The sequence below is a fragment of the Paenibacillus sp. 05T425 genome (assembly GCF_056396205.1).
Genome location: NZ_JBFTLA010000006.1, coordinates 579771 through 597241 on the forward strand (window position 1 = coordinate 579771; position 17471 = coordinate 597241).

Sequence of the window (17471 nt, forward strand, 5' to 3'; positions counted from 1 at the left end):
TATAGAGTCTATAATTCAAGATCCGAGAGGGAGATTATAATGGAACAATTGATGGATGTTGGTATTATCGGCGGCGGTCCAGCCGGTTTGAGCGCAGCGCTTGTGCTAGGCAGAGCAAGAAAAACCGTTGTCTTGATCGATGAGGGACGGGCTCGCAATCGGGTTACACATGCAACTCATGGTTACCTCACTCGCGACGGCATTAAGCCCGCCGACTTCAGGAAGGTAGCGCGCGAGGAGATAAGCGCCTATCCTAGCGTTCGTTTCGTCGACGAAGCGGCGACAGCCGTATCCGGTTCGGATGGCAGATTCATGATTACGACGTCTCAAGGGACGGTATACTATGTCAAGAAGCTGCTCTTCGCCGTTGGCAAACGAGATCTGCCGGTAGAGATCAATGGATTGCGAGAAGTATATGGCAAGAGCGCTTTCGTCTGTCCTTATTGCGACGGCTGGGAACTGAGCGATCAGCCGCTCGCCATTATTGCGAAGGGGCAAGGAGCGCATCATCTCGCGAAGATGCTCACCGGTTGGACGAATCAAACGGTTATATGCTCGAATGGGCCCGACGAGCTGTCCGAGGAGCAGCGCGAGGAGCTGAACCGGCATAATGTTGCCGTTTATTCTTCGCCGATTCAGCAAATTGAGTCAAACGACGGCATCGTAAACCAAATACGGCTGGAAGACGGGAGCGTTATTAGCTGCACGGGCATTTTCTTCGCTCCAAAGCTCGCTGCCGGCTCCGATCTGCCTGCAAGGCTTGGTTGCAACATGACCGATTCCGGAACCGTCGTCATCGACAACTTCGGCAAGACGAACGTTGCCGGTGTCTACAGCGCCGGAGACGCCGCAACAGAGATGTATCAAGCGATTGCCGCCGCATCTATGGGGTCGCTAGCTGCAGCTGTCCTTAACGGCGAGCTAATCACGGAAGCTTGGGATAAAATCTAAATATTTTGGGCTAAAAACAAAACATTGTTAGGGTTTAATGGGCAGCGTTATTTGATAGAATAAGGAGGAAAACGGTTTCGCGAACATAGGAACTCACTAGGAGGATACGATGACTACACCGAACAAGCCTTTAGTAACCCATATCTATACCGCTGACCCTTCTGCCCATGTATTCGATGGCAAGCTTTATATTTATCCTTCCCACGATCTCGATCACGAGATGACGTCCAACGATAACGGCGACCAATACGATATGGAAGATTACCATGTTCTATCGATGGATGACGTTAATTCCGAGTGTGTTGACCATGGCGAAGCGCTTCACGTTAAGGATGTTCCTTGGGCCAAAAAGCAAATGTGGGCACCTGACGCAGCTTATCGCAACAATACGTACTATTTATTTTTCCCGGCTAGAGATCATGACGATATTTTCCGACTAGGCGTAGCAACAAGCACATCGCCTGCGGGACCTTTCACGGCGCAGCCGGACTACATTCCAGGCAGCTTCAGCATCGACCCAGCCGTCTTCATCGACGAAGACGATAAGGCATATATTTATTTCGGCGGATTATGGGGCGGTCAGCTTGAGAAATGGCAAACTGGTTCCTTTGTAGAAGATGCGGAAGGCCCGGCAGCGTCTGAACCGGCGCTCGGTCCAATCGTAGCTGAGCTTAGCGATGATTTGCTAACGTTCAAGAGCGAGCCGAAGCAAATCTCGATCGTAGACGAGGATGGCAATCCGATACCGGCAGGCGACGAAGACCGCAGATACTTCGAAGGCCCATGGGTACATAAGTATAACGGATACTATTACTTGTCCTACTCCACGGGAACGACGCATAAGATCGTCTACGCGATCAGCAAGGATCCCCAAGGACCTTATGTATACCAAGGTACGATTCTTACACCGGTCTTAGGCTGGACGACGCATCACTCGATCGTGCAGTTCAACGAGAAGTGGTACTTATTCTATCATGACAGCTCGCTGTCGGGCGGTGCAGACAACAAGCGGAGCGTTAAATTTACAGAGCTGCATTACAATGAGGACGGCACTATTCAGACGATTCCTTACGAATCCTAATCCAAAAGAACGCAAGGCAGAGGGCTTTAGAAGCCTCGGCCTTGCGTTCTTCTTAGTTATTGCAGCAAACTTACAACAGCATACCTCCGGATGCTTCGATACGTTGAGCGTTAACCCAAGCGAGCTCCGGCGTGCATAGTGCCGCGACAACGCCGCCAATATCGTCGGCTTCGCCCGCTCGTCCGAGTGCCGTAATCGATCCGATGTGGTCCCTTAGATTTTGGTTCGACTTAATGCGTCCACCGCCAAAATCGGTAGCAATCGCACCTGGCGCAACGACGTTAACGCGGATGCCGCGCTCGCCCAGCTCCTGCGCCATATACTTCGTAAGCACTTCGATTGCGCCTTTCATTGCCGCATAAGCTGCACTGCCCTTCATGGAGAAGCGCGTCAGTCCCGTAGAAATATTAACGATACCGCCATGATCGTTCATAACCGGCAGCAGCGTCTGCGTAAGGAAAAATACCCCTTTAAAGTGAACGTTCATCAGGCTGTCGAACTGCTCGACGGTCGTATCGGCAATCGGAGCATTTATACCGAAACCCGCGTTGTTGACTAGAAAATCGATATGATTCCGATTCCATTGTTCCTTAAGCACAGCTTGTAGCTGCGACCTGAATGCTTCGAAAGATGACACATCTCCTGCATCAAGCTTCATCGCATAACCCTTTGCTCCATTGCTTTCAATTTCATGAACGACGGAATCTGCGAGCTCCTGCTCTTTATTGTAAGTCACAATGACATCGATGCCTTTCTTGGACAGCGCAATGGCCGAGTTCCTGCCTAAGCCGCGGCTGCCGCCGGTTACTAGTGCGATTTTGGTCGTATTGCCCATTCTGCATTCTCCTCTAACCTGTTTTATTAACCGCTTGCTTATAGAAGCAATTCGGTCTAAAGTAAGGCTATCACTTAGAGTTAACTCGAAGTCAAGCGAGAGGATGAAAATAAATATGCCATACACGATTAATGAGGTTGCCGCGAAGTTTGGACTGTCCGCTCATACGCTCCGATATTATGACAAGGAGGGCCTTCTCCCCTTTATCTCCCGCAATTCATCGGGCAACCGATCATTCTCCGATAACGATCTGGACTGGGTTGCGCTCATCTGCTGCTTAAAAGATACAGGGATGCCGATCAAGGAAATCAAGCAATATATGGAATGGGCCAAAGAAGGCGGCAGATCGATTCATCCACGAAAGGAAATGCTGACTTTGCATCGGCAAGCCGTGCTGAAGCAGATTGACGATTTGGCTAACCATCTGAAGCTTATTGATAATAAAATCGCATTCTACGAGCAGCCGGGAATTGCCGAGAAACTCGATCAACATTTCGGCATCGCGGAAGCTGAGGGCAGCGATTACGAGTCGAAGCTTCCAAGCAGCATCTGATCGAGCGTTGTCCCCCCTAGCACCATTGGATACACATTCTCGTCCGACGGGATAACAAACTCCAGCAATACTGGACCAGGGGTTGCCAGTGCCTCTTCCCATATGCGCACAGCTTCCGCTTTCGTGCTGGCTCTGAGACCTTTAACCCCATAAGCGTCGGCAAGCATAACGAAGTCCGGACTGCCGGCAAGGTCGATCTGACTGAACCGTTTGTCGTACATGAGCTCTTGCTGCTGCTTAACCATGCCGAGCACCTGGTTGTTGATTACGACGATCTTAACCGGAATTTGATGAATCGCACATATCGCCAGCTCCTGTGCGCACATTTGCATGCCACCATCGCCATTAATGGAAACGACAAGCCGGTGCGGATTGCCGATCTGAGCTCCGATAGCCGACGGGAATCCGAAGCCCATCGTGCCGAAACCTCCCGAAGTTACGAGCGAGCGCGGGTATTTGAACTTATAGAACTGCGCTGCCCACATTTGATGTTGGCCGACATCAGTCGTAATGATTGCTTCGCCGCCTGTCGTTTCGCTTATCAGCTCCATGACGAATTGCGGCTTCAGTACTTTTTCTGAATCGGCATAGCGCAACGGATGCTTCAGACTGCTGAGCTTAAGCTCTTCGATCCATTGCGCCGACCTGGCACTGCGAGCGCTCCTATTCGCGTGAGTCAGCACTTCTTTAATATCTCCGACACAAGCAATATCCGTCTTGACGATTTTGCCGATCTCCGCCGGATCGATATCGATATGGGCAATTACTTTCGCTTGCGGTGCGAAGCCGTCTACCTTCATCGTGACCCGATCGTCGAACCTCGAGCCGATGGACAGAACGAGATCAGCCTGTTGAATCGCCATATTGGCTGTATACGTGCCATGATGGCCAGGCATGCCAAGCCATAGCTCATGCGCGCTTGGGAATGCGCCTAGACCAAGCAGCGTCGTCGCTACAGGCATACTTGTCAACTCAGCGAAAGCTAGCAGCTCATCTGCTGCGCCTGCATAGATGACACCGCCCCCCGCTATAATAACCGGGCGTTCCGCCACGGCAATCGCTTCAAGCAGTTCATCTACTTGCGTAAGATCTAGTAACGGAGAAGCTTTATACCCCCGGATATCGAGCCCCTTGTGCTTGTGCGGCTTGTAATGCAGCTTCTGATTCGATACGTCCTTCGGTATATCGATGAGGACTGGGCCTTTCCTGCCGCTATTCGCAAGAAAGAACGCTTCATGAACGATACGCGGAAGCTCCTCGGCATCGCTGACATAATAGCTATGCTTCGTAATCGGCATCGTGATTGATATAATATCCGCTTCTTGGAACGCATCCGAGCCCTTCAACGACTGGAACACATTTGCCGTAATAATAACAAGCGGCACGGAATCCATATGTGCCGTGGCAATGCCTGTAACGAGGTTCGTTGCACCTGGACCGGAAGTCGCGAGACATACGCCAACCTTGCCCGTCGAGCGCGCATAACCGTCGGCTGCGTGAACCGCCCCTTGTTCATGCCGAGTCAAAATATGCTTAAAGTCCGGATTGCCTACCATTGCATCGTAAATATAGAGCGCACTGCCTCCCGGATAGCCGAATACGCAATCCACACCCTCTGCCTGTAGGCAACGCAAAAGCGCTTCCGACCCGCTAATATAATCCGTTGTTCCTTTGTTCATTCCAATCCCTCCATTGGTTTAGTATTTATACAAATCAAAAACCCCTTTCCTCCCATGGCGACAGCATGCATGCGCTGCCAGCCAAAGGGACGAAAGGGGTTAGCTTCTCGTGGTACCACCCTGATTCACCGAAATGTTATTGTAGCGATTACGATTTCGGCCTCATGAGACAAGATCATTCGATCTGTCTGCAGCACGTTAACGTGTGCCAATCCGGTTAAGTCTACTCGCCATATGGACGAACAACGTATTGCTTCTGCCCGTCTTGGCTTTCCTTCAACAGCTCCGAGACGACCATTCACGCGCCTTATGGCAAAGGTTGCACCGTTTCCTTTGCTCTCTGTACATAACGCATTCGTAAACGCTTCTCTTCATCGCTTATTTCTATCGGTTAAACTTACTCAAATAAGAAGAAACGCCTGATGGCGTCCATTCTATAGACTCCAGCGTTTCGTCGAAACGTATAGAGAAAGTATGAGAAAATGCTTTCCTATACGTTAAAAAACCTCTCTCATCCGTTGGCGACAGCATACAGCTGCGAAGCCAAGGGACGAAAGAGGTTATCATTTCGCGGTACCACCCTGATTTGCCGAAATGTTGCCATTCCAGCCTCATGAGACAAGACATACGACTTGTCTGCAGCACGATATCGTGTGCCAATCCGGTTGATTCTACTACTCGCTAGCCCTCGCGGTGGAGTAACGACAGGCGCGGTTTCCTTCAACAGCTCCGAGACGACTTTGTACAGGACCTTAAGGCAAAGGTTGCAGCGTTCCCCTTGCTCTCTGGGCATAAAGCCTTTGTACTTCTTCTCTTCATCGCTTTTTATATCGTTTAGATAGCAATAACAAAACCCCTTCCATCCAATGGCGGCAGCATATGCTGCTAAAGCCAAAGGGACGAAAGGGGTTAACTTTTCGCGGTACCACCCTGATTCACCAAAATGTTGTCATTTCGGTCTCATGAGGCAAAATAGTTTGCCTGCAGCACAGTAACGAGTGCCAATCCGTTCGATTCTACTCGCAATCCATATGCATCTGAAGAAGATGCACTCTGCTTTCCTTCGAATAGCTCAGAGACGACGATATACAAGGCTTAAGGCAAAGGTTGCAGCAATCCCCTTGCTCTCTGGACATGAAGCGCATTGTATTCCTTCTCATCAACGCCGTTATCAAAAATTTTCATCATCATATCATAACGATCGGTGAATTTCAATGCTCAATTTGGATACTTTCTGTTTCTGCAAATTGTATATTCGTGAGTTGAAATTGTCCATCCGAGTACAGAACTTCTCCTTGAATTACGCCAATATATTGGGGAGAAACCGCTGATCCGGCAGTAATGCCAGCTCCGAATTCCGCCTTGATGACCTTGTCCTCTAAGGTGAAACGGACAATGCTTCCGAACACCAATCCCTCATTAATCGGTCCTAAATCCGGCGCTTTATAGGGCTCTAAGTTAACGGTATACAAATGATCTCCTATCGTGATTTGGCCGCTTAACGCATCATCGTCATTCGACAAACTGAAAGCAACCGCATCATGAAGCTGCCCTAAGTATACGTCTGGAATATAGACATAGTCTTTGAAGAAATGTCCGTTTTCTAGCCCTGTATCATTTAGTTCTATCACGTGCAGCTGCTCAACAGAAACGCCTGTTCCGGAACCCATATACAAGTCCACTGCAAGTTCGTCTTCCCCATCTCCATCGTAATCCAATGCCTTCATATGCGGGGGAATATCTCTTGGCGTCGCATAAATCCAATCAAACGACTGCTCCTTGTCACCAACTTGCAGCGTTACGCCTTCTGACTCTTGACTATACAAATAGATGTCTTTACCTTGAATGAATGCTAATTGCTCTGGCTTAAAATCCGGCTCGTTGCTGACCGTCGCTGCGGTTGGCGGCGCTTCCGAGGCTACGTATCCCGAATCCGCTGAGCCCGAATCTTTTACAGGTTGCTCATTCTTCGTTGCAGAGCATGATGCAAGCAGCAGCAGGCCAGCAATGATTAGCAAACCTGTCATTCGAATACGCACCTTCGCTTGCTTCAACATTGCCTTACATCCTCTCACTGAGTCGTTACTGACGCTTCCTATAGTAAAACGCTGGAAAATGGATAATTGTTGCAGGAAACGCCAACAGTTGCTCGATCGAGCAGGACGATAACGGCGGTCATTGATTATTCTTACTCTTCCGCAACATGTAGCACAATTCTGCCGCGGCCATGCCCTGCTTCGCTTCGGATATGGGCTTCGCGCGCTTCAGCGAGAGGGTGCACGCTTTGCACGAACGCTTTCACCTGTTGACTTCCGAGCAGCTCGGCGATCTCCTCGAGATCACGGCTGGATGCCAACGAGGAAGGAATCACTTCAATGCCCAGCGCCTTTCCACGCTCCAGAGGCGGCTGCCCTGTAATGGTCATGAGCCGGCCGCCTTTTTTTACAATCGACCATGAACGCTCAAGTGTCTCTCCGCCAATCGTATCCAGGACAAAATCGATGTCCTTCGCCTCTTGCTCGAACATGACGGCTCTATAATCGATCGGCTGATCAACGCCAAGTGATTGAATAAACGCGATGTTGTCAGATCCTGCAGTACCGATCACATATGCTCCTCTTAGCTTAGCGAACTGAACGGCGAAGAGGCCTACACCTCCAGCAGCTCCATGGATGAGTACACGGTCACCCTTCTTCACTTGACCGCCCATGATCGCTCGCCAAGCCGTTGTTGCTCCGCCCGATATGGAGGCAGCCTCCTCGAAGCTAATAGACTTCGGTTTCATTGCAATGGACTCTGCTGATACAGCCGTAAATTCCGCATACGTGCCTGCTGTACTTCGGCCGAACACCGCCTGTCCTCGTTTGAACCCGGCAACGCCTGGTCCGACCTCCTCAATAATACCCGAGAAGGCTGTTCCGGGAATCGCCGGGAACTTCACTGGCATCGGGAACAATCCTTTGCGAATTTTCCAATCGACAGGCAATACGCCTGCTGCGAGGATACGAACCACCACTTCCCCCGTAATGGCCGCCGGACGTGATAGCTGCTCCAGCTTCAACACCTCAGGTCCACCGAACGCACTATAGGTTATTGCCTTCATGATTTGCATCGACATTTAAAAGTCATTCGGTCAAATCGGTTCAAACTTTATGGAAGGTGATGTGTTACCAAAGGGTACTTGCCGTACTCTAACTTCCATACTTATCCGCAAAAAAATCCGATCTCCAGCGCAACTGATTGTTGCCGCCGTAGACCGGAAGATTTCTTTTAATCATATTCGCTAACCGTTCAGCACATCGTCCAGTCGTTGCTCGCACTCTGCAAGTTCACTCTACTGCAGTCGATGTCATCTCAATCATCCGTCACTCTTGAATTTATCTCACCCATCCATCTATCAAAATTTGAATTGCAATTTATAGACAGGCTCGCTCGAACCTACGTCCTTCACGGTCAGTTGAATGCGGTAATAGCTTTCTACTTGGCCAAAATGATTGGAAAAGCTTACTTCATCGATCGTTACGTCATAACGTCCAGCTTCGAACTCGAAGGCAACGTCATGTCGTGCCCCTTGAAGACGTATGCGTCCGTCTTCGAGCAACGACGGCTTGCAGCGTGTAATGACGGTCTCCACGATGGGCTGCGCTTTGTCTGTGAATCGAAATGAATCCGTCAACTCGAGTACCGGCCGCGTAAGCTTGCGCCAGATGAACCGACGCTTGAACGAGGACAATTCGGCAATATCCGAATAACAGCTAGCTAGTTCAAGCTCCAACCGATCTTCCTCCGCGCTCGTATGCGCCTCAAGCACGGAGGCCTTACTGCCGGCTCCCGTCTGCTGCAGTTGCCCACCCACGACTGGAAGCGAATGCCCTTGCGCGCCAGTACAGTCATAGCTGTATCTATCAGAACCAAAATATTGTGCCGTGTATTCCCCAGCGCCTAGATCGGCGGCAAATGCCGTATCGTCATCCGCCAGCAAAATAAAATGGCCGACGTCGTTATGGTTATGCGGCTCGTTATTGTTGCCGCCTTTAGCCGCGAAGCCGAAGCTGCCTTCGCTTGATCGGCTGCGCGATATAAGCCACTCGGCGTCTTGCAAGTACCAGCTCGCCGGACTCCAATCGGCTTGTCTGACCGCCTCTGGACGATACCAGATCAAATTTCGCAAGGCAGGCGCATAACGCATGCAATGATCCTCGGTAAAAGCAGCACGGATGGAGAGCGGCGGATGCTCCGTTTCATCAAAGGAAACGGCCAAATAATCGGATAACCCGATGTGAACGCTTACAGTCGGCATCGCATCAGAAAAATTGGCTGGCGTATTACCGGTTAAATAGCAGCGTTGCTGGAACATCGCAATCTCTCTGACCTTCGCCTTATCAAGCAAGCTAGCCCTGCCACCTGTTGCGTTATTAAGCAGATCAGCGAAATAAATATAATAGCCGAAGCCGTAATTCCAGTAACCCGGACCTTCCAGGCAAGCCCCGTCCGAGCCGAAGCCGGACAAATAATGCTCCATCGTGTCTAGCGCTTTCACAATTATTTGAGCGAGTCGCTCATTATCGCGTTCTACAAGCAATGCGGCTGAGGCAATCGATCCTGCGCATACAGCCGCCCAGTTATGATCCGCCGTCTCCCAATGATACGGCCCGTAACCTAAGTAAGGGGTAAACAATCGCTGATCCACTTGCCCCAACATTTCATCCCGCAGAGTCTGCGGCAATAAGTMGCCTGCCATCGATAAAATCTCACAAAATGCAAAGCCGGTCTCCGCGGCGAACAGATCGATATTTCTCCCGATGATGTGACCCTTCATATGCGCGGGCAGACACCAGGTCGGTTCAGTCAAAATCGCTTCCACTATTCTTTCAAGCGCACTTTTATACGCAGCATTATCCGAATACAGAAGAGACAGCAGCGCAAATGTCGTTAGTCTCCGTCTCCGATTGAAGTACAGACCTTCATAGGACAGTCGATTTCCCGTCGTTTCGAACAGCGCATACAACTCTTGAGTCAGTTCCGGTATCGGTTCTGTCAGCAGTCGTTCTCCCTCATCCTTTATTTCCTTGATCATGTCGGCATAGAGAGAATCATTCGCTATCCTCTTCCAATCAACAGCTTTTCCATCCTTCGTGTACAAGGCTGCTCCCGTTAAGCGCCGCTCCTCGAACCAGCCGATCAAGGTTTCTCGCGTTCCAACCGAGCTTGTCAATTTACATCACCTTCGCTCTCTCCTGTATCATTCATGCTGCGCCTGGTGCGTTGCGGCTCCTCGTGAAGAGCTAAAGCCAACATTTCTCCATCCAAGTTCGCATATTCCACTCGCAGCGATTCATGTAGACTAACTGACCATAACGGATTATGGTTTACCATTTCCGACATAAAGTCCTTCAAGCTGTTAAGCTGTTTGCGTGCTGCTGTATCAGCGCTTACCGCTTCTACGACTACGCCGCCAGCAGCAAGTCCCCTGCTTGTTAGCATGATTCGATCAACCTCTTCGACAAGCGTGAAGTCATGGAGCAAATACAAAGCGATGTACACATCATCAATGCGTCCAAAGAGCGAATGGTGTCTACGCATCCACTCTCCCTTCGGAAGAACGCCAACCAGCCTTCCGTCCTCGCCTTCCGCGAAAGGAAATAAAGCGATGATTGCATTGCGATGGAACAATAGTTGTCCCGACTCCCCGGCATGGCGGAGATCGCCATCGTTGCAACCTTCGCCCGGCTGCATGATGTACAGCCGGTTCACGCCTCCGTCTTGACGCAATGGAAAATCAATGCCCCAACGATGCTGCTCATTGTCATACTCCTTGACGCGTTCTCTGATTCCGCCCATGGCGAAACCTTTATCCACGTACAAGTAGCTATGCAGCGGTCGCTTCACCTCTTCACCAGCGGGCGCAATGACTCGCTCGATGATTTGCGGCAGATCTCTGTTCATCGCTGTGCGTATGGCACTCTCTGGCGCAGGGTAGAACATTAGTCCCGCATATTCGACTCGCGTCAGCGCTTGCGGCAACGAAAAGTCGCCGAACTGAACATAATCGAATGCGACGTTGCCGTCTCTCGGCAAATCATGCCCTAAGCTGCGCATCCGTCCGCCTGTCCAAGCCCCCTTCAAATAGTAGGTCGCCCGGTAATTCCATAGCTCATTCAACAGCGAAGCCAGATCCTCGCGAATGTCGTGAACGGCTACGATTTCATAAGCGCAGGTGAACGCCTGAATCCAATGCCAGAACCAAGGTAGTGCGCCGTATTCCGGTAAACCTAGCGTCCTCACGCGGTCCAAAATTTGCTGCAGATCCAGCCTGCCTTTTTCCAACAGCTCTTCATCCTTGAAGCGAGATCCGAAAATAAGCTTCGTCGCCGTATACTTCGCTTCATGATGATTAAATGCCTTCAGCGGTACGCGATAGTAAGTACTTTGGTACAACGCTTCAATCGCCTCATTCAGCGATTGATTGAGAGACTCGGGAAGATGCGCCCCGTATTGCTGCTGGAAGTAAACGATCAAGACACCCATCAGCTCGGCCGGAAGCAGATTAGGCCGTGCCTCGTCAGGCCTATCGCCGAGACCAAGAGGCCAATGACCGAATGTATCGCTTGCTCTGTTTTTGTCCTGAAGCTCTAATACACGCTCGAGAACGCTGGCCGCTTTGGCCATCGCCTCCCGACGGTCGATTCCCAGCTTGTCGCTGCATACTGAATCGGACGAGGCAACCGCCAAGTAAGACGCATCATACACGTTGTTGCGAATATCATCATGCCGCCAAAGCCCGCTGCCCAGTAGAGGCTCATTCCATGCGCGGCTCGCCAATTGGCAGACGATCTCTCTTTGCCTGCTCTGTACGTTAGCCATCGTTCATGCTCCCTTTATTATAAAATGTACGGCGTTCATCACACAGCAAAACGGAGACGGTTATGCCGCCCCCATCTTGGTCACTATTATACCTTATTATTTTTGAGATGGCGGCTATAATTTCCCAACAGCCGCATAAAGTAATGTATTGCACCATTACTGCTTACGAACTATACTGTTTATATAATACGCAATAAAAACAAATAAGGGGAGTGTTTCTATGAGTGAATTAGCCGTTCAAGTAACAGGACTGCTCAAAACCTACGGCAAGCAGGTCGTTCTAGACGGCATCGAGCTTGCCGTATCAGCCGGAACGATCTTTGCCTTACTTGGCCCGAATGGAGCCGGCAAAACGACGCTCATTCATATCTTAACGACGCTTGTCGCAGCAGATGAAGGCATTGCCCGCGTGTTCGGCAGCGATGTAGCAAATGCCAAAAATGCGGTCAAGAGCGCTATTAGTCTGACGGGCCAATTCGCAGCCATCGATGAAATGCTTACCGGCGAAGAGAATTTACGCATGATCGGAAGGCTCTCCGGGCTTTCGCCTTCACAGTCCCGTGCAAGGGCGGCCGAGCTGCTCGAAAGCTTCGATTTGACTGCGGCAGCGGGCAAGCGCGTCAAGAGCTATTCCGGCGGCATGCGACGTCGGCTTGATCTTGCCACCAGCCTCGTCGTCGATCGTCCTATTCTGTTTCTCGACGAGCCTACGACAGGGCTCGATACAACCAGCCGCCGCGCCCTATGGACGATTATTCTTTCGCTGAAGCAACGCGGCGTTACGATCTTTCTTACCACACAATACTTGGAGGAAGCCGATCAGCTGGCAGATACCGTTGCCGTCATATCCGGTGGCCGCATCGTCGCAACGGGCACTCCCGGACAATTGAAGTCGCGCGTCGGTACGGAAGTGCTCGAGCTGCGCGACGAGAACGATGCGCTGATTCGGAGCATCCCAACCGACGGCACGCTTCAGCATCTGCGGCAGTTGATCAATGATCCCTCCTTGACGATTTCCGGAAATGCCAAGCTAAGTCTGCGCAAGCCGAGCATGGACGACGTATTCCTTGCGCTTACGACAACACAATTGGAGGCGGTAACGCTATGACGACGTCTAACAAGGCTGTTCCATCCGCATCATTCCTCACTACGAATGTCGTATTCATCGGCCGGAGCGTTCGTCTAAGCCTGCGCAATGTCGAAGCGATGCTTATGGCCGTCATCCTGCCCGTCATGCTCATGCTGTTGTTCACTTACGTATTCGGAGGAGCAATCGATACAACAGGCAATTATGTTAATTATGTCGTTCCCGGCATTATTCTGTTATGCGCCGTCTTCGGTTCATCTTCGACTGCGGTCAATGTTGCCGAAGATATGACGAACGGCATTATAGACCGATTCCGAACGATGCCGATTCCGAGTATTAGCGTCATAACCGGCCATGTTGTGGCAAGCGTTATACGCAACCTGATCGCAACCGCCATCGTCATTGCCGTCGCCTATCTCGTAGGCTTCCGCCCAACAGCCGACGCGAAGGATTGGCTCGCCGCGCTAGGTATGATCACATTGTTTATTATTGCCTTTACTTGGCTATTCGCAGCAATCGGGCTTGCCAGCGGCAATCCGTCCGCAGCTAGTGGATACGGCTTCATATTGCTGTTCCTCCCTTATATCTCCAGCGCTTTCGTTCCTACGGATACGATGCCGACGTGGATGCGCGGAGTTGCCGACAATCAGCCGATAACTCCCGTCATTGAGACGATTCGCGGACTGCTCACCGGCACGCCAATCGACAACAGCGCCTGGCTCGCAGCCGGATGGAGCATGCTCATTCTGCTCATTGCCATCGGCTGGAGCTTTTGGACTTTCCATCGCAAAGTTGCACGCAGATAGAACCCGTTTTAATTACAAAGGGCTGCACCGTCCGATGACGGTGCAGCCCTTCTTAATATTTTCAACGATTAGTATTTTGTTGAGCGAGATAGGCCGCAATGCCATCAAGGATACGTTCAAGACCAAAATCGAAGTCATCGTCAATCGGACCTGCGTCTCCACTCTCCCCCGTGTAAACGCCTGAAGCGACAACACCCGATAAATATGGAAATTGATCAGGTGTTACGAGCTGCTTAAGAGCAGACGTAAAGGCTAGACCACTGAATGCTTCCTCGCTTGAGCCTGCACCAATCATCCTGTCCATGTCGCGCTGAAGAATGCCTGCCGACCTCGCATAGCCGCTAATCAGCAAAATAACTGATATTTTCTCGGCGTCGCTCAGCGGAAAATCGCGCATCGCCCGCAGCATCCAATCGACGAATCGCAATTGGTTAGGCGTCATAGGAGCTCCCATGATGGGAATGTCCACAAACCACGAATGCTTCCGATACACGCGCATCAATTCGCGCACGAATTGACGCATGCTTTCGCGCCAATCCTCCCCCTCCTTTTCGTCAGGTATTTCAATATCGCTCACGGCCTCCTGCATCAAAATAAGCAAATCTTCTTTGGCCGTAATATATCGATACAGTGACATCGTAGAGTAGCCGAGTGATTGGGCCACCCGGTTCATCGACAAAGCGAATAAACCGTCTTTATCCGCGATTTCAATCGCCGTATCGACGATCTGCTTTATGCTGAGCTCGCCCTTCGGTCCTCTCTTCTGCCGCTTGACATAACCCCAGCTCAGCTTCACGCCATGAGGCAATGTATGTATAGGACTATTTTCGTCTTCCCATTGGTCTTCCTTTTTCATACCCAGTACTCCCCCAGCACCCGTCACGTTATGTCTATAAACAGTTTATATCACAAACAGTATATCACAGCGTTTCACTCAACAAAAAAGAACGATCTCTAAAAGTCATTATTACACGACTTTGGAGATCGTTCTTTTACTTAAATAGTTATGAATAAGCGCTATTACGATTATCCCAATAGCCGTCTCTTTTGCTCGTTAAACTCTGCTTCGCTAAGCAAATTTTGCTCTCTTAATTTGGCCAGCCTCTCCAGCTTCCCAATAATATCGTCACCGCCGCTCGAGCTTGGAGCCGAACTTGGTTCGCCTGCTTGATGAACCTTAGCGCTGAGGAAATCAGAGATGTTTCAACAAGCTTATTTGAATACATCCTTATGTAATATTATTTGACATGGACATAGCTAGCTCTATTATTTTCTGCTAAAATCATGATAGATTATCGCTCTGCATATCATGAATTAGCTGTATGCGAGCGAAAATGAAACCATTAGGGAGAGTGGATTATGGGGAGAAGAACGGTAGCTTTACTCGCTGTATGTTTGGTGTCAATTATGGCAGGCTGCAGCTCCGGCAGCGGCGGAACGACTTATAAGTTCGCGACGGATGCGGCTTATGCGCCAATGGAGTACATGGACAAAGACAAAATAACCGGCTTCGACATTGATTTTCTTGAAGCGGTCATGAAGGAAGCAGATCTTGATTACAAGCTCGACAATACGGGCTGGGATCCTATGCTAACGGAAGTCCAGAGCGGTGACAATTATGCCGCAGGCATATCAAGCATTTCGATTACAGACGAGCGTAAGCAATCGTACGATTACTCCATCCCTTACTTTGAATCCACGAATATGATTATGATCAAAGAGGACAGTCCCATTCAAGGCGCTCTTGATCTGAAAGACAAAAAAGTAGCCGTGCAATCGTCCACCACAGCTGAAACGTTAATGGTTGACATCATGGGCGGCGATAATCCGAATCTGAAGCGGTTCGACAGCAATGCGGTTGCCCTGTTGGAACTGGATAGCGGCGGCGTTGACGCCGTTGTAGCGGACATCGCCATCGTTCGCGAATATCTAAAGAACAACCCGGACAAGAAATTCAAAGGCATTCTCGATCCCGAGCAGTTCGCGCCCGAGTTCTACGGCATTCTTTATCCGAAGGGCAGCGAGCTGAAAGAGAAGTTGGACCCGGCCATCAAGACCGTGCTGGAGAACGGGACATATACCGAAATTTATAAAAAGTGGTTTGGCGATGAGCCGAATATCGATAATGTACTGAATGCGAAATAATAGGGAGGCATGCGTAAATGGAATGTTGCGCATGCCTCTTCTGCAAATGAATACGTTCCTACATAAGGAGGGCGTCACTTGGATTTCCGCTTCGATATTATCATCGATTACCTTCCGCTTCTATTGAAAGGCGCATTGCTTACGATAGGCATCTCGATTCTTTCTATTTTACTCGGCTCCCTGCTTGGACTAACTGTCGTGCTTGGCAAACTGTCTTCCCAATGGTATTTGAGCTGGCCGATGAGCGGTTATATCCACTTCTTCCGCGGCACACCTCTTTATGTGCAAATCTTAATGGTGCACTTCGGACTTGTGCCTCTGTTTATCGGGCATACGAACTCTATCGTCTCGGCAGTTGCCGCGCTAGCTCTTAATTCAGCCGCGTATACGGCAGAGATCTATAGAGCCGGTATTCAGTCGATCGACAAAGGACAGACTGAAGCCGCCTATTCGCTTGGCATGACGAAGCGACAAGCCATGCGCTTCGTCATCCTTCCCCAAGCGATCAAACGAACCATTCCCGCCTTCGGCAATGAGTTCATTATGCTAATTAAGGATTCCTCGCTTGTCGCGTTAATCGCGGCGCCGGAAATTATGTACTGGAGCAATGCGATGCGCGGCCAATATATCCGCGTATGGGAGCCCTATCTAGCAGCAGCTTTCATCTATCTCATCCTTACCTATTCGTTAAGCAAGCTGCTTGCATCGATAGAAAGGAGGCTGGAAGATTGAATCCGATTATCGAAGTGAATAAATTAACGATGGCGTACGGCAATAATCCGGTGCTTCATGATGTTAACGTTCATGTAAATACGAAGGAAGTCGTCGTCATCATCGGACCTTCCGGCTCGGGAAAGTCAACACTGCTGCGCTGCTTGAACGGTCTGGAGAAGCCGCAAAGCGGCGATGTTCGAATCGATGGTCAATCGCTTAGCAATCCTACCGTTCCTATGCCTGCCATTCGGGCGAATATCGGCATGGTGTTCCAGCAATTCAACTTGTTCCCGCATATGTCTGTCATCGATAATATTATGCTTGCGCAGGTCCAGGTCCGCAAGCAATCGAAGGAAGCCGCGCGTGCGATTGCGCTAGAGCTATTGAAGAAGGTGGGCCTGACGGACAAGGCTGAGTTTCGTCCCTTCTCTTTGTCAGGGGGACAAGCGCAGCGAGTGGCTATCGCAAGAGCGCTCGCTATGCAGCCGTCCATTATGCTGTTCGACGAACCAACCTCCGCGCTTGACCCGGAAATGGTCGGCGAAGTGCTGACTGTCATGAAGCAGCTTGCAAGCGAGGGAATGACGATGGTCGTCGTTACGCATGAGATGGGTTTCGCCCGCGAGATCGGTGATCGCGTTCTTTTCATGGAGCAAGGGGTTGTCATTGAGGAAGGAACTCCAGAGCAGCTGTTCGATAATCCCATGCACGACAGGACAAAATCTTTCTTATCTAAGGTTCTATAGTTCCTCCAGT

The 17471-nt window shown here is 50.3% G+C and carries 15 protein-coding genes; 8 read left to right on the plus strand and 7 right to left on the minus strand.

The annotated features are described in order from the left end of the window. The first annotated feature begins 39 nt into the window (after positions 1 to 39). Together AC1DF0_RS16685 and AC1DF0_RS16690 are read left to right on the plus strand one after the other, a co-directional pair. Positions 40 to 951, plus strand: coding sequence for an NAD(P)/FAD-dependent oxidoreductase (locus AC1DF0_RS16685; protein WP_477574678.1), 912 nt, complete (start codon positions 40 to 42; stop codon positions 949 to 951). 109 nt (positions 952 to 1060) lie between these two features. Continuing rightward, positions 1061 to 2032, plus strand: a complete 972-nt coding sequence (locus tag AC1DF0_RS16690; RefSeq protein ID WP_442051235.1) for a glycoside hydrolase family 43 protein — start codon at positions 1061 to 1063, stop codon at positions 2030 to 2032. Positions 2033 to 2102: 70 nt separating this feature from the next. Here the strand turns inward: AC1DF0_RS16690 and AC1DF0_RS16695 are convergent, their stop codons facing one another. Then, positions 2103 to 2867: an SDR family NAD(P)-dependent oxidoreductase gene (locus tag AC1DF0_RS16695; RefSeq protein WP_477574679.1), complete on the minus strand. Its 765-nt coding sequence runs from the start codon at positions 2865 to 2867 to the stop codon at positions 2103 to 2105. A 115-nt stretch (positions 2868 to 2982) separates the two neighbouring features. On the opposite strand from AC1DF0_RS16695, the gene AC1DF0_RS16700 reads away from it, so the two are divergent. After that, on the plus strand, positions 2983 to 3420 hold the full coding sequence (locus AC1DF0_RS16700) for a MerR family transcriptional regulator (RefSeq protein WP_477574680.1): 438 nt from the start codon (positions 2983 to 2985) through the stop codon (positions 3418 to 3420). Here the strand turns inward: AC1DF0_RS16700 and ilvB are convergent. From ilvB to AC1DF0_RS16725, 5 genes are all read right to left on the minus strand, one after another. Next, entirely contained in the window at positions 3390 to 5099 is a 1710-nt protein-coding gene (gene ilvB, locus AC1DF0_RS16705; protein WP_477574681.1) for a biosynthetic-type acetolactate synthase large subunit, read from the minus strand. The two genes, AC1DF0_RS16700 and ilvB, sit on opposite strands and share 31 nt — an antisense overlap. Before the next feature lie 1211 nt (positions 5100 to 6310). Then, a complete protein-coding gene (locus tag AC1DF0_RS16710; protein ID WP_477574682.1) occupies positions 6311 to 7156 on the minus strand; it encodes a hypothetical protein in 846 nt (281 codons plus the stop codon). A gap of 131 nt (positions 7157 to 7287) precedes the next feature. Further along, positions 7288 to 8217: an NADP-dependent oxidoreductase gene (locus tag AC1DF0_RS16715; protein ID WP_477574683.1), complete on the minus strand. Its 930-nt coding sequence runs from the start codon at positions 8215 to 8217 to the stop codon at positions 7288 to 7290. A 279-nt stretch (positions 8218 to 8496) separates the two neighbouring features. After that, positions 8497 to 10314: a hypothetical protein gene (locus AC1DF0_RS16720; protein ID WP_477574684.1), complete on the minus strand. Its 1818-nt coding sequence runs from the start codon at positions 10312 to 10314 to the stop codon at positions 8497 to 8499. Continuing rightward, positions 10311 to 11963, minus strand: a complete 1653-nt coding sequence (locus AC1DF0_RS16725; protein ID WP_477574685.1) for a hypothetical protein — start codon at positions 11961 to 11963, stop codon at positions 10311 to 10313. Before AC1DF0_RS16725 ends, AC1DF0_RS16720 begins: the two co-directional genes overlap by 4 nt. Positions 11964 to 12183: 220 nt before the next feature. Here AC1DF0_RS16725 and AC1DF0_RS16730 point away from each other — a divergent pair, with 220 nt between their 5' ends. Together AC1DF0_RS16730 and AC1DF0_RS16735 are read left to right on the plus strand one after the other, a co-directional pair. Next, positions 12184 to 13071: an ATP-binding cassette domain-containing protein gene (locus tag AC1DF0_RS16730; protein WP_477574686.1), complete on the plus strand. Its 888-nt coding sequence runs from the start codon at positions 12184 to 12186 to the stop codon at positions 13069 to 13071. After that, positions 13068 to 13856, plus strand: coding sequence for an ABC transporter permease (locus tag AC1DF0_RS16735; protein ID WP_477574687.1), 789 nt, complete (start codon positions 13068 to 13070; stop codon positions 13854 to 13856). The genes AC1DF0_RS16730 and AC1DF0_RS16735 overlap by 4 nt, the downstream gene beginning before the upstream one ends. A 61-nt stretch (positions 13857 to 13917) precedes the next feature. Here AC1DF0_RS16735 and AC1DF0_RS16740 read toward each other — a convergent pair whose 3' ends face one another. After that, the gene (locus tag AC1DF0_RS16740; protein WP_477574688.1) at positions 13918 to 14712 is read right to left on the minus strand and encodes a TetR/AcrR family transcriptional regulator; all 795 of its coding nucleotides are present in this window, start codon (positions 14710 to 14712) and stop codon (positions 13918 to 13920) included. 503 nt (positions 14713 to 15215) lie between these two features. Here AC1DF0_RS16740 and AC1DF0_RS16745 point away from each other — a divergent pair. The 3 genes from AC1DF0_RS16745 (at position 15216) to AC1DF0_RS16755 (ending at position 17461) form a co-directional block, all read left to right on the plus strand. Then, entirely contained in the window at positions 15216 to 16001 is a 786-nt protein-coding gene (locus tag AC1DF0_RS16745) for a basic amino acid ABC transporter substrate-binding protein (RefSeq protein WP_477574689.1), read from the plus strand. Positions 16002 to 16079: 78 nt separating this feature from the next. Beyond that, complete coding sequence (locus AC1DF0_RS16750; RefSeq protein ID WP_442051223.1) at positions 16080 to 16733, plus strand: amino acid ABC transporter permease; 654 nt, start codon at positions 16080 to 16082, stop codon at positions 16731 to 16733. Positions 16734 to 16738: 5 nt separating this feature from the next. Continuing rightward, positions 16739 to 17461, plus strand: coding sequence for an amino acid ABC transporter ATP-binding protein (locus AC1DF0_RS16755; RefSeq protein WP_442051258.1), 723 nt, complete (start codon positions 16739 to 16741; stop codon positions 17459 to 17461). Positions 17462 to 17471: the final 10 nt, after the last annotated feature.